The following is a 13260-nucleotide window of genomic DNA, read 5'->3' on the forward strand; positions in this document are numbered from 1 at the left end:
CGCAACAGCGCGGTGAAGACACCAAAATCATGCTTGCACCAAAATCATGCACGGACAAAGGTGACTGTGGTGCCGGGTAGAAGCAGCGCCGGCGGGCGGCGCTCGGCATCCCACACCGACAGTTCCGTCGTTCCGATCAACTGCCAGCCGCCCGGGGAGCTACGCGGGTAGACGCCCGAGAATTGTCCGGCCAACCCGACTGCACCGGCCGGGACCTGCCTGCGCGGGTCCGATCGACGTGGAACTTCGAGCTTTCTCTCGTTGCTGGTCAGATACGCGAAGCCGGGGGCGAAACCGATGAACGCGACGGTCCACGACGCAGCCGTGTGAGCGTCGATCACACCGTCGACCCCGAGGCCGGTCAGCTTGCCCACCTCTACGAGATCGGGGCCGTCGTAGCGGACCGGAATCTCGACAGCAGACCCGCTCTCGTCTGCTGTGAGTTCGATCGGTACGGCCCCACGTACCCATTTCTCCACCAGTTGGTGCGCGGTGATCGTGTTGTCGTACTCGATCAAGATGGTTCGCGCCGCGGGAATCAGGTCGATCACGCCGGGGATCCGACTGGCGTCGAGAGCCCTGAAGTTGCCCAGCACACTCGGCAGTTCGTCGTACTCGACGAGGACTGCGGATTCACCGGCGGGCAGGATCGCGATCATGTGAACGGCGTGATCTCGACGTCGGAAGATTCGAGGAGAGTGCGGATTGCCACGGCCATGTCGACGGCTGCCGGACTGTCACCGTGCACGCACACCGATGCGGCAGAGACTTTCAACGTGCTCCCGTCGACTGCGTCCAACTCGCCGTCGACGACCATTCGCCGAACCCGCTCTGCAACAAGTGTCGGGTCCTGCAGAACGGCGCCCGACTCGGTGCGGGGGACCAGGGTGCCTTCCGCCGTGTACGCACGATCGGCAAAAGCCTCGGCGACCACGTCGAGACCGGCCTCGCGCGCCTCTTCCAGAAACACCGAACCCGGTAGTCCGAGAACAGGTAGCGAACTGTCATAGGCAACGACGGCGGCGACCACGGCCCGCGCCTGCCGTCGGTGATGGACTATTGCGTTGTAGAGCGCGCCGTGGGGTTTGACGTACGTGACCCGCGATCCGGCGACACGAGCCAAACCGTCGAGCGCCCCTACTTGATAAATGACGTCGGCGGTGAGGTCCTTCGGGGAGACGTCGATGAAGCGTCTGCCGAAACCGGCGAGGTCTCGGTACCCCACCTGCGCGCCGATCCGGACGCCGCGGGCGGCGGCGGATTCGCAAGTCGCCAACAGCGTTGTCGGGTCGCCGGCATGGAATCCGCAGGCGATGTTCGCGCTGGTGACAAGTTCGAGCATGGCGTCGTCGTCGCCCAGGGTCCAGGCTCCGAAGCCCTCGCCGAGGTCGCTGTTCAGATCAACGCTGTAGCCCATACCTCGATTCTAGGTAGGTATGGGCTCTCGGTGTTCAGGCGTGCGCCGGAATCCGTCCGGCATTCTTGCGACGTGCGGATCCGAAGAGTCGGCATATCAGGTAGACCACGAACGAGACCGAGGTGACGAAACTCGAGACGGGAACGCCGGGGGCCAGCGAGAGAAGGATGCCGCCGACGGCTGCCAGTTCGGCGAACACGACGGAGAGGATCGTGGCCTTGAGTGGGCTTGCCGTGACGTACGCGGCGGCCGCTGCGGGGGTGATCAGCAGCGACATCACCAGCAGAGCACCGACGATCTGTACGCCGAGTGCTGCGGTGATGCCGACCAACACTGCGAACACGATCGACAGTGCCCGGACCGGAACACCGCGAGCTGCAGCAACTTCGGGGTCGGTGCTTGCGAACAGCAAAGGGCGGTAGATGAATCCGAGTGTGCCGATCACGATGACCGCGCACAGCAGCAGAAGTTCGAGACCGCTGTTTCCCGGCGCCACGATCTGTCCGACCAACAACGAGAAGCTGGTTCCCGTGCGACCGTCGTACGCCCAGAGGAACAACACCGACAGGCCGAGGCCGAAAGCCATGATCACGCCGATCACCGAATCTCGGTCGCGCGCTTTGGCTCCGAGCAGTCCGAACAGCACTGCCGCGACCACGGATCCGACGATGGCACCGAAGCCGACGCCCACACCGACGAGAAGTGCGGCGGATGCGCCCGTCAGTGACAGCTCACTCGTTCCGTGCACCGAGAACGACATCTGACGGCTCACGATCAGCGGCCCGATGATGCCGGCCAACAATCCGAGGATGGCACCGGCAATCAACGCCTGTTGGACGAAGTCGTACTGCAGTAGGTCGACGGTGGCGGACACGTCGAACATCCGCGACATCGCGTCGGTGAACTTGTTACTCACTGGTGGTGATCCTCATCAGAATGGTGAACGCCTTCTCCCGGGCGTAGTCCGCCTGCGCTGCCGAGCGCGTCGATGGCGTCTCCGGTGCCGATCACGACGAGGCGGCCACGAACCTGCAACACTTCGACGTCGGTGTTGTACAGATCCGAGAGAACCTCGGACGTCATCACTTCGGCCGGCGTCCCGATCCGGAATTTACCGTCCACCAGATAGAGCACTCGATCCACCAACGGCAGGATCGGATTGATCTCGTGCGTCACGAACAGCACCGCGGTGTCGTGGCTGCGCCGCCGCTTGTCGATCAGCGTCGAGACCAGGTGCTGGTTGGCGAGGTCGAGGCTGAGCAGCGGCTCGTCGCACAACAGTATCCGCGGGTCGCCGACCAAAGCCTGTGCGATCCGCAGTCGCTGCTGCTCACCGCCGGACATGGAACCGATGGGAGCGTCGGCGAACGACTGGGCGCTGACCTGTGCGATGGCGTCGTCGACGATCTTGCGGCGACGACCCCGACGCAGTAGGCCCGTACCCCACTGGTGACCGTCGACGCCGAGGCCGACCAGGTCGCGGCCGCGGAGCGGGAGGCCGTCGTCGATCGATTTCTGCTGCGGGATGTACCCGACGTGTGAGTTCCCGGCCCGTGCCGGCGTGCCGACGATCTGTGCACTACCGCCGCTGAGTTGTAGTTGGCCCAGCAGAATCTTCAGGAGCGAGGTCTTGCCCGACCCGTTCGGCCCGAGTACGGCGATGAACTCACCTGGCTGTACCTCGAGATCGAGCCCGTCCCACAATGTGCGGGCGCCGAAGGACAATCGAGCGTCCTTCAGCGTCACAGCGGGCACGGAGGCCTCTGAAGGCGCGGTGTTACCAGAAGGCACGGTGTTACCAGGGGGCACAGGAGTATTCGCGGAAGTTTCTGTCACAAGCCGATCGGTTCTTCTCGGAAATGGTGGGGCAAATAATTACTGGGCAGAGAGGGCGTTTGCGAGCGACTCCGCGGTCTGCGTCTGCCACTGAATGTAGTCCAGGCCCTCGGGGAGAGTCTCCGTAACCTCGACGACGGGCACTCCGGCGGTTTCGGCTGTGGTGCGCATGTCCTGGGTCACTTTGTCCTGCGTCTGGATGTTGTAGACCAGTGCGCGGGCCTGCTTCTCCGAGAGGAGTTGGCGGGTTGCGGCGATTGCGGCCGGTGACGGATCGTTGCCGTCTTCGATGGCGCTGGTGAACTCCTCGGGAGTTGCGTCCTTCAGTTCAGCTGCGACCAGGAGGTAGTGCGCGATCGGCTCGGTCTGAGCCACCGGTGCGCCCGCGTGGGCAGCGGCGATGGAATCGGTGATCGCTGTGACGCCGGCGAGCTTCTGGCTGTATGCCTTCGCGTTGTCCTCGTAGGTCGCCGCGTTGTCCGGATCGAGAGCGCTCAGCTGATCGGCCACCGAATGTGCGACGGCGTCGACGGTCGGGATGTCGAACCAGACGTGTTCGTTGACTGCGCCGTGGGTGTGACCGTCATGCGATTCGCCCGCGGTTTCGCCGGCGTGGATGCCGCCGTCGAGCAGGTTGTAGGCGTTGACCGTCTTCTGCTCGCCCTTGCCTGCGTCGAGGACGTCGGTGATGAACTGGTCGTAGCCGCCACCGTTGTAGACGACGAGCGATGCGTCGGTGATCTTGGCGGCATCGGCGGGAGTCGCCTCGAACGAGTGCGGGTCCGCGGACGGCTCGTTGATGATCGACGTCACGGTCAGCTTGTCGCCGGCGACGGCCTGCGCGACGTCGCCCCACACGTTCGTCGATGCGACGACGGTGATGCCGTCGTCCTTCGAGGAGGTTGAGCTGCACGCGGTGAGCGCGAATGCTGCGGCGACCGAGACGGCCGCGAGGGCGGTGGCGGTGCGGAATTTCGACGACGAACGCACGTGCTTTTCTCCTGAACAAAGGCTGGGCTAAATGCTATTGGAAACCGTTACCGTTACACATTAGCGCATAGTCGCTGGTAGTTCACCTTCGGTTCAGCCCCAACGCGCCGTCTGCGGGCACTACGGCTAACGTCCGTTTATGCCCCGGTCCCGTCAGCCACGCCGTCAAGCCACTTTGGCGTCGCTTGCCGCCGAGCTCAATGTGTCGAGAACTACAGTCTCGAACGCGTACAACCGACCCGATCAGCTCTCCGTCGAGCTGCGGGATCGAGTGCTCCAAGCGGCCAAGCGACGCGGATACCCCGGACCTGATCCGGTCGCCCGCTCCCTGCGAACTCGCAAAGCCGGTGCCGTCGGTCTTCTGCTCACCGAAGCACTCAGTTATTCGTTCCGTGACCCGGCCGCCATGAGCTTCCTTGCAGGTCTCTCGGAATCGTGTGAGGACGCCGGCCAGGGCTTGCTGCTCATCCCGGCCGGGCCCGGCCGCGACGAGGTGGATGCTGCAGCCGTGGTCCAGCAGGCGGGCGTCGACGGCTTTGTCGTCTACTCCGTGGCCGACGACGATCCGTATCTCGCTGCCGTGCTCGAGCGTCACATTCCGATCGTCGTCTGCGACCAGCCGCGCGAGATTCCCGGTGCATCCCTCGTGGGCATCGACGACCGCGCTGCCATGCGCAAGGTCGCCGATTACCTCATCGGGCTCGGCCACCGCGACATCGGCGTGCTCTGCATGAGGCTGGGGCGCGACCGGATGGACGGCGTCGTCAGCCAGGAACGACTCAAGTCCCCACACTTCCACGTCCAGCGTGAGCGGATCGAAGGAGTGCGCGACGCGATGGTGGCGGCCGACATGGACCCACTCTCACTCACCGTGATCGAGCGGTACGTCCACACATCGCAGTCCGGGCACTCGGCGGCGGCGGAAGCTCTCGCGACCAACCCCGAGATCACCGCACTGGTCTGCACCACCGACGTGCTGGCTCTCGGCGCTTTGGACTGGGCGCGCTGGCAGGGCATCGATGTACCTGGCCAACTGTCGATCACCGGATTCGACGGCGTCGACGAGGCGCTGCGTGAATCACTCACAACGGTGCGCCAGCCCCAGGAAGAGAAGGGCCGGCGTGCCGGTGCGCTCTTGATGTCGCCGTCCGGATCCGGCGTTCCGATAGTCGAGATGCTCGACACCGAACTACTGGCCGGGCGAACATCAGGTCGGATCAAGGGGTAGCGCTCACGCCAGGAGTTGGGCGCAGCGCAACAAGCCCAGATGGCTGTACGCCTGGGGGTGGTTGCCCAGTGAGCGTTCCGCGATGGGGTCGTACTCCTCCGCGAGCAGTCCGGTGGGACCCGCTGCCGCGACCAACTGGTCGAACAGTGCCTCTGCTTGCAGGCGTTGCCCGATCAGTAGGTATGCCTCGACGAGCCAGGCGGCGCAGAGGTGGAACCCACCTTCGATGCCGGGCAGACCGTCGTCGTGATGGTAGCGGTATACCGTTGAGCCGCTGCGTAGTTCAGCCTCGGTGGCTACGACGGTCGCTGCAAAGCGCGGATCCGTCGGATCGATCAGCCCCGACAGTCCGATGTGCAGAGTCGCCGCGTCGAGATCGGTACCGTCGTAGGCTGCGGTGTACGACTGGACGTCGTCCTTCCAGCCTTTGTGTCGTACTTCGTCGGCGATCTGGTCACGCAGTTCCGCCCACTCGGGCAGAGCCTCGCGAGAAAAGCGGGTCGCAAGATCGACGGCGCGGTCGACGGTGACCCAGCCCATAACCTTGGAATAGACGTGGTGGCGCGGGTTGTCGCGAATTTCCCAGATGCCGTGATCGGGTTCGAACCAGCGCCGCTGCACTGCTTCGACCATGGCGCACACCAGTTCCCAGTCGCGGTCGCTCAAAGGATCGGGATCACCGGCCTTTTCGCGTGCATTCGCCAGTTCGACGATGAGCTCGACGATCGGGCCGAACACGTCCAGTTGAACCTGCTGATTCGCGGCGTTTCCGACGCGGACCGGCCGGGAGCCGGCGTATCCGGGAAGTGAATCGATGACGGCCTCTGGCGGTAGCGAAGTCCCGTAGAGCGTGTAGAGGGGGTGCAGGCGCTCGGGTCCCGGCAGTGTTTCGAGCACGCGGTGGACCCAGTCCAGGTAGTTCTCGGCCTCGTCGGTGGATCCGACGCTCACGAGAGCTGTTGCGGTGAGGGCGGCGTCGCGCAACCAGCAATAGCGGTAGTCCCAGTTGCGGACTCCGCCGATCTCTTCCGGCAGGGATGTTGTGGCGGCGGCCATGATGGAACCGGAATCGGCATGAACCAGCCCGCGCAAGGTCAGTGCAGAGCGTTTCATCAAGTCCGGCTTCAGCTTCGGGAGTTCGAGCGTCTTGGCCCAATCGGACCAGTAGGCCTCCGAGGTCGCTCGACGCTCGAGTTCCGGAACGTCGGACGGGCCGATTTCTTCTGTTCCGCAGCGCAATTCGAGGACGACGTCACCCTTGGACGGCTCGACGATGGCGTGGGCGGTCTGCTGGTTTCCGTCGGTGGCGATGTTCCACAGCACACCGGGGGAGCGGAGTACGTACGGCTCGTTGGTGCCGAGGACCCGAATGCCCTCGTCGACGACCTCGAGCGTGACCTGACCCTGGCCGAACTCGGGACGGGGTGCAAACGAGACGATCGCGTCGGCCTGACCGGAAATGATGCGGGTCAGGTCGGTTCGTCCCTGTGGGACGTCGTGGGGGAGGTAGTCGGTGACGGACAGGCTCGCCCAGCGGGTCTGAACTGTCATCGTGCTGTCGATGTACTTCTGGCTCAGCGGCAAGGCTGTGCGTCGAGGCCCGACCGAGAAGTGGCCGGCCCCGGTTCCGCCGAGAAGGTGTGCGAAGACGGCCGCTGAATCCGGTTCCGGGTGACACAACCAGGTCAGCGTCGCATCCGGGGTCACCAAAGCGACGGTGCGCGGACTGGCGAGCATCGAGAGTCGCTCGATGGGCGGAGCGTCGGCGCCGGAAAGCCACGTACGACGCTCGTCGAGCAGGAATGCCAGAGCGGCAGCGACGTCCTCGGTGCTGTCGACGCGATAGTCGGCGACGGTGTCCCCGCTGCCGACCTTGATTCCGATGTCCGGCCCCTGAAGCCTGCTGAACGCCTTTTCGTCGGTCACGTCGTCGCCGATGAAGACGGCAGCGGTTGCGCCGTCCTGATGGCGAATCAAGTCGAGTGCGTGCCCCTTGTCGGTGGCGATGACAGCCAACTCGACCACCGATTTGCCCTCGGTGACCTGAACGCCTGGCCAGAGTGCCGATTCGGTGCGGACGGCGATGAGCGCCTTCTCGGCGTCGTCGGCACTGGTGTTGCGTACGTGCAGTGCAACGCTGGCGGGCTTCTTCTCCACCGTTGCCCCAGGGGTGTCGGCGGCGATTCGGCCCAACTCGGTGACGATCTCGTCGAGCAGTTTCCTGGCGTCGGCGTCGATCGCGTGGACGAATCCGATGTCGAACTCGGAGCCGTGGCTGCCGACCAACTGCACTTCGGCGGGAAGTCGGGACAGCGCAGCCAGATCCTTGAGGGCGCGGCCCGAGATCACGGCAGCCGTCGTCGACGCGAGGCTGGCGAGAGAGCGAAGCGCACGCACCGTTTCCGCCCGGGGATACGCCTTGTCCGGGTTGGCGACGATGGGTGCCATCGTCCCGTCGTAGTCGGAGGCTACGAGCAGACGCGGCGTGCGTGCCACGCCTGACAGCGCTCGGCGGAGTTCGATGGACAGATCTTGTGCGCTCACCTCTTCAAATCTAGGTGATGCAGCGACTCCTGGCTCGATACGTTTCCGGCCGATCAGTGCAAAAATGACAGATGCGACAAAGGATGTCTATTCGGGTTTCCGAGTTCCGTCACCGAGCAGCAGTTCAACCGTCAATTCCAGTCGATTGGCGACATCGGTAGCCGAAGAGCGTCGCGTGAGCCATGCCACCAAATTGGACAGCCACACATCGGAGATCACGCGCGCGATCGCCAACTGCTCTTCGGTTGGCTCCTCTTCGGTCATCGCTCGTGCGAAGAGGCGGTCCATCAACTGGCCCACCTGATCGACCTCGGCCGCTGCGGAGGCGTCGGCGAACATGAACGCGCGAGTCATCGCTTCGGTGAGGAGCGGATCGCGCTGCATCGCGCGGGTGATGAGGCTGAGGATCAGCTGCATCCGCTCGAGCGGGCTGGTTCCAGGTGGGATCTTGCCCTTGGAATCGATCTTCTCGAATTCGCGTGCCAGGGCGGACACCAGTAGGTGAACCTTGGACGGGAAGTAGCGATAGAGCGTTCCGACTGCGACGTCGGCACGCTCGGCCACGGCGCGCATCTGAACAGCCTCGTAGCCGCCCTTGGACGCCAAGGCGAGTGTTGCGTCGAGAATCCGCTTGCGGCGTTCACGTTGCGCGTTGGAGCTGAGATCGTCGTCCCCGAGCGTTGCAGAAGCAACCGCGTTGGAGCGGGATCGGGATGTTGTGGTCATCGACAAATTCCTTCGCGCCTTGACTCTTGGCCAGGTGTCATATTAGAACACGTTCTAAACAATTGTGTCACTTATCGAGAGGCGGGAACCAGTTGTGACAATCGCCACGACCGATGAACAGCGGGCGGTCCAGGAATCGATAGAGGCCTGGGCTCGCTCGGCCACGCCGATGGACATGGTACGCCGTGGACCAGCAGTTTCGTGGCGGGAGAAATGGTCCGAGTTCGCGTCTCTCGGGATATTTTCGGTCGCCGTTCCCGAAGCGGTAGGCGGAGCCGGGGCCGAAATCGTCGATCTCGCAGCAATGCTCGAGCAGGCGGCAATCGAACTCGTGCCGGGTCCTGTTCTCACGACTGCACTCGCAGCTCTGGTGGTGGGGCGTAGTTCGTCGCCCGCTGCCAAGCGATGGTCCGAAACGCTCGCCGACGGTGCGCTGCCGTGTGCCGTCGTATTGGACGAAAGTCCAGTTGCGGCAACGGCGAATGCGTCCGGCGGCATCGAGCTTCATGGCGAAGGAGGTTACGCCTGGGGCGGCGATTCGGGCGTATCGGTACTCGTGTCGGCGGGCGTCGTGTCCGAAGACGAAGGCTCGCGTGTCGTCTGGGCTCTCGTCGACGGAGACAGCGAAGGCGTGACCTACGAAGCGGTCGACACCATCGACAAGTCGCGACCACTGGCGCGAGTCTCCTTCGATCGAGTGACGGTCGACGCCGACCGAATCCTCGATGACATTGCGCCAGGATCGGTTTCCGATCTCGCGGCGGTACTGGGGGCAGCCGAAGCTGCCGGAATCGCGGCGTGGAGCCTGCGTACTGCGGTGGAGTACGCGAAGATTCGCGAACAATTCGGAAAGCCCATCGGCTCGTTCCAGGCGATCAAACACATCTGCGCCGAAATGCTCTGTCGCGTAGAGAATGCCGGAGCCGTCGCCTGGGATGGTGCAGTCGCTGCCGAGTCGGGCGACGAACTTCCGATCGCCGCAGCAGTGGCCGCCGCGGTGTCTCTGGATGCCGCTGTCGACACGGCAAAAGACTGCATTCAAGTGCTCGGCGGCATCGGATTCACCTGGGAGCACGAGGCGCACTTCTACCTTCGTCGAGCACTGTCGCTCCGGCAGATTCTGGGCGGATCGTCTCATTGGCGCGCACGCGTCGCGGAATTGACGATCGGCGGCGCACGGCGTCACCTTCAGATCGACTTGAGTGAGCTCGAATCCGACCGGTCCGAAATTCGCGAAGAGGTAGCGCAATTGGTGACGCTGCCCGAATCCGAGCAGCGCAACGCGTTGGCCGAATCGGGCTACCTTGCGCCGCACTGGCCCAAGCCGTACGGCCGGGGCGCCAAGGCCGCGCAACAGATTCTGATCGAAGAGGAATTGGCGGCCGTCGGTATCGGCCGACCCGATCTGGTGATCGGCTGGTGGGCAGTGCCGACCATCCTCGAGCACGGCAGTGCGGAGCAGATCGAAAGATTTGCGACTCCGACGCTCAAGGGCGAGATCACCTGGTGCCAGCTCTTCAGTGAACCCGGCGCAGGTTCGGATCTTGCGGCACTGCGCACGACCGCGGAAAAGGTCGACGGCGGTTGGAAGCTGAACGGCCAGAAAGTCTGGACTTCGCTTGCGCGTGAAGCTGACTGGGCCATCTGCCTCGCCAGGACCGATCGCGAGGTTCCCAAACACAAGGGCATCACGTACTTCCTTCTCGACATGAAGACGGCTGGGATTCGGATCTCGCCGCTGCGCGAGATCACCGGAGATGCCCTGTTCAACGAAGTCTTCCTCGACGACGTCTTCGTCCCGGACGAGTGCGTCGTCGGCCAGCTCGGTGGAGGCTGGAAACTGGCCCGAACGACCCTCGCCAACGAGCGGGTCGCAATGAGCGGTGGCTCTTCGCTCGGCGGTGCGATGGAGGAATTGCTCGAGCTGGCCGGCGACCCCGATCCTGTGGTGGCAGACAAGCTCGGTGGGCTGATCGGAACCGCCATGGTGGGCTCACTGCTGGAATTGCGCACGACACTGCGGCAATTGGACGGTCAGGATCCGGGTCCGGCGTCGAGCGTCCGCAAGCTGGTGGGCGTGCGCCAGCGTCAGAATGTCGCGGAGTTCGCCATGGAATTGGGTGGTACTGCCGGGTGGGTGGAGGGCCCGCTTTCGCGTGAGTTCCTCAACACGCGATGCCTGTCGATTGCCGGCGGAACCACGCAGATTCTGTTGACCGTCGCCGCGGAGAGAATTCTGGGCCTGCCCCGTGATTAGACGGCGTGAGTAGAGGCCTTTAGAAATGTCCACGTTGGTGATACAACTAGAACACGTTCTACATCAGAGACAGGATTGCCAGCGTGGACTTCACTCCCGATGAAACCCAGGAAGCGGTAGCCGAGGTGGCTACCGCGCTCCTTGCCCGCGAACTGGAGCCGGACGCGCTCTGGGCGGCATTCGCCGATGCCGACCTGCTCACGTTGGCCCTGCCCGAGCGTCTGGGCGGCGAGGGACTCTCCGTCGCCGACGTCGGTTCCCTCCTCGTCGAGGTCGGCCGGGCCGCCGCTCCAATTCCGGCTCTCGCAACCCTCGGCTTCGGTGTACTCCCCATAGTCGCTCTGGGGACCGACGCTCAACAGGAAGAATTGCTCACCGGAGTCGGCGCCGGACGGGTGTTCACCGCGGCGCTCGGTGAGCCGGGTCAGCAGTTCCCGGCACAGCCGTCGACCACCGCGCAGCAGTCGGGCGACTGGTATCGCGTCAGCGGGACGGTGCTTGCCGTTCCCTTCGCGGCGAGCGCACACAGAATTCTTGTGCCCACCGACGCCGGAGTCGTTCTCGTCGATCCGACCGCCGCCGGCGTCGCATTGACGCCGACTCCCAGTGCGTCCGGCAGTCCGGAGTTCGCAGTCACCATGGACGAGGCAGTCGGTGAACTTCTCGGTGCCGGCGAGGAAGCCGTCCAGACGCTGTACCGGATCGCCACGGCAAGCATCGGAGCCGTTGCAGACGGTTTGGTGTCCGGCGCCGTCGATCTCACTGCGGCACATGTCGGCTCGCGTGAGCAATTCGGTAAGCCGCTCGCCACGTTCCAGGCAGTCTCACAACAGATAGCCGACGCGTACGTCACCTCCCGGACCCTTCATGTCGCGGCGTTGTCGGCGTCCTGGCGCGTGTCGGAGGGCCTGGACGCCCAGTCGGACCTCGACGTCATGGCGTACTGGATCGCCCAAGAAGTGCCTGCCACGATGCAGGTGCTTCACCACCTGCACGGCGGTCTGGGCGTCGACGTCACGTATCCACTTCATCGTTACTACTCGACTGCAAAAGACCTGGCACGCCTGCTCGGCGGTGCTTCGCAGCGACTCGACCTCGTGGGGGCCCGGTGTTCATCGATCTGACCGACAGTCAGCGCGCATTGCAAGCTGAACTTCGACGCTACTTCTCGACGCTGATCTCGCCCGAAGAGGCCAAGATCATGCGCGTGGAGCGGCATGGCCCTACCTATCGCGAGGTCATCCGTCGTATGGGCAAGGACGGCTGGCTCGGCGTCGGCTGGCCGGTGGAGTTCGGCGGACGTGGGTTCGGTGAAGTCGAGCAGCAGATTTTTGTCAACGAGGCTGTGCGGGCGGATGTCCCACTGCCTTCGGTGACGTTGCAGACCGTCGGCCCGACTCTGCAGAAGTACGGCAGCGAGGAGCAGAAGCAGAAATTCCTGCCCGCGATCCTCGCCGGTGAAGTGCACTTCGCGATCGGCTACACCGAACCGGAAGCCGGCACCGACCTTGCAGCACTGCGCACTTCGGCGGCACGAAATGGTGACGAGTACGTCGTCAACGGCCAGAAGATTTTCACCACCGGCGGGCATGACGCCGATTACGTGTGGCTCGCCGTGCGGACAGGGTCTGCCGATTCAAGGCACCGCGGCATCTCCATCCTGATCATGGACACCAAAGATCCCGGCTACACCTGGACCCCGATCATCACCTGCGACGGTGCGCATCATGTCAACGCCACCTACTACGAGGACGTTCGCGTTCCGGCGAACATGCTTGTGGGTGAGGAGAATCAGGGCTGGCGCTTGATCACGACGCAGCTCAACCACGAACGCGTCATGCTCGGTCCGGCAGGTCGTGTCGCAGGGATTTACGACCACGTCTTCGATTGGGCCAAGCGTGAAAACCTGCTTGATCACGTTGACGTACGGCGCGCGCTCGGCGAAATTCATGCGACGTACCGCCTCAATGAGCTGCTCAACTGGCAAGTGGCGTCGAGTGATTCGGATTCGGTGGATATCGCCGACGCTTCGGCAACCAAAGTGTTTGCGACCGAGCGTATCCAGCGGGTCGGTCGACTGGCGGAAGAGATCGTCGGGCGGTACGGAAATCCGATCGATCCCGAAACTGCTGATCTCATGGAGTGGTTGGACATGCAGATCAAGCGCAACCTGGTGATCACCTTCGGCGGTGGAGTCAACGAGGTGATGCGCGAACTGATTGCGACCGCCGGCCTGAAGCTTCCTCGCGTTCCGAGATAGGA

At 63.9% G+C, this 13260-nt stretch carries 11 protein-coding genes; 4 read left to right on the top strand and 7 right to left on the bottom strand.

Annotated elements, in window-relative coordinates; translation table 11 throughout:
- Positions 1–44: 44 nt before the first annotated feature.
- The 5 genes from pxpB to YH3_RS05575 form a co-directional block, all read right to left on the bottom strand.
- On the bottom strand, positions 45–659 hold the full coding sequence (gene pxpB / locus YH3_RS05555) for a 5-oxoprolinase subunit PxpB (protein ID WP_082920533.1): 615 nt from the start codon (positions 657–659) through the stop codon (positions 45–47).
- Complete coding sequence (locus tag YH3_RS05560) at positions 656–1417, bottom strand: LamB/YcsF family protein (RefSeq protein WP_064443091.1); 762 nt, start codon at positions 1415–1417, stop codon at positions 656–658. The genes pxpB and YH3_RS05560 overlap by 4 nt, the downstream gene beginning before the upstream one ends.
- A gap of 34 nt (positions 1418–1451) precedes the next feature.
- Positions 1452–2333, bottom strand: a complete 882-nt coding sequence (locus YH3_RS05565; protein WP_064443092.1) for a metal ABC transporter permease — start codon at positions 2331–2333, stop codon at positions 1452–1454.
- Positions 2330–3172: a metal ABC transporter ATP-binding protein gene (locus tag YH3_RS05570; RefSeq protein WP_020723636.1), complete on the bottom strand. Its 843-nt coding sequence runs from the start codon at positions 3170–3172 to the stop codon at positions 2330–2332. Before YH3_RS05570 ends, YH3_RS05565 begins: the two co-directional genes overlap by 4 nt.
- A gap of 120 nt (positions 3173–3292) precedes the next feature.
- Positions 3293–4243, bottom strand: coding sequence for a metal ABC transporter solute-binding protein, Zn/Mn family (locus YH3_RS05575; protein ID WP_042920537.1), 951 nt, complete (start codon positions 4241–4243; stop codon positions 3293–3295).
- Between the two features lie 139 nt (positions 4244–4382).
- Here YH3_RS05575 and YH3_RS05580 point away from each other — a divergent pair, with 139 nt between their 5' ends.
- Positions 4383–5471 carry a LacI family DNA-binding transcriptional regulator gene (locus YH3_RS05580; protein ID WP_003945452.1) on the top strand — a complete coding sequence of 363 codons (1089 nt, stop codon included), beginning with the start codon at positions 4383–4385 and terminating at the stop codon, positions 5469–5471.
- A 3-nt stretch (positions 5472–5474) separates the two neighbouring features.
- On the opposite strand, the gene otsB is transcribed toward YH3_RS05580, so the two are convergent.
- Positions 5475–8015: a trehalose-phosphatase gene (gene otsB / locus YH3_RS05585; RefSeq protein ID WP_003945932.1), complete on the bottom strand. Its 2541-nt coding sequence runs from the start codon at positions 8013–8015 to the stop codon at positions 5475–5477.
- 87 nt (positions 8016–8102) lie between these two features.
- A complete protein-coding gene (kstR, locus tag YH3_RS05590) occupies positions 8103–8741 on the bottom strand; it encodes a cholesterol catabolism transcriptional regulator KstR (RefSeq protein ID WP_003945752.1) in 639 nt (212 codons plus the stop codon).
- 94 nt (positions 8742–8835) lie between these two features.
- Here kstR and YH3_RS05595 point away from each other — a divergent pair, with 94 nt between their 5' ends.
- From YH3_RS05595 to YH3_RS05605, 3 genes are all read left to right on the top strand, one after another.
- A complete protein-coding gene (locus tag YH3_RS05595; protein ID WP_007734000.1) occupies positions 8836–10998 on the top strand; it encodes an acyl-CoA dehydrogenase in 2163 nt (720 codons plus the stop codon).
- An 83-nt stretch (positions 10999–11081) separates the two neighbouring features.
- Entirely contained in the window at positions 11082–12122 is a 1041-nt protein-coding gene (locus YH3_RS05600) for an acyl-CoA dehydrogenase family protein (RefSeq protein ID WP_042920532.1), read from the top strand.
- The gene (locus tag YH3_RS05605; protein WP_007734012.1) at positions 12107–13258 is read left to right on the top strand and encodes an acyl-CoA dehydrogenase family protein; all 1152 of its coding nucleotides are present in this window, start codon (positions 12107–12109) and stop codon (positions 13256–13258) included. Before YH3_RS05600 ends, YH3_RS05605 begins: the two co-directional genes overlap by 16 nt.
- The last annotated feature ends 2 nt before the right edge of the window (positions 13259–13260 follow it).

This window comes from Rhodococcus sp. YH3-3 (assembly GCF_001653035.1).
In the GTDB taxonomy this organism is placed as follows: Bacteria; Actinomycetota; Actinomycetes; order Mycobacteriales; family Mycobacteriaceae; genus Rhodococcus_F; species Rhodococcus_F qingshengii.

Excerpts from the sequence above, each read along its gene's own strand:
- pxpB (WP_082920533.1), bottom strand. The coding sequence starts at position 659 with ATGATCGCGATCCTGCCCGCCGGTGAATCCGCAGTCCTCGTCGAGTAC.
- YH3_RS05560 (WP_064443091.1), bottom strand. The coding sequence starts at position 1,417 with ATGGGCTACAGCGTTGATCTGAACAGCGACCTCGGCGAGGGCTTCGGA.
- YH3_RS05580 (WP_003945452.1), top strand. The coding sequence starts at position 4,383 with ATGCCCCGGTCCCGTCAGCCACGCCGTCAAGCCACTTTGGCGTCGCTT.
- kstR (WP_003945752.1), bottom strand. The coding sequence starts at position 8,741 with ATGACCACAACATCCCGATCCCGCTCCAACGCGGTTGCTTCTGCAACG.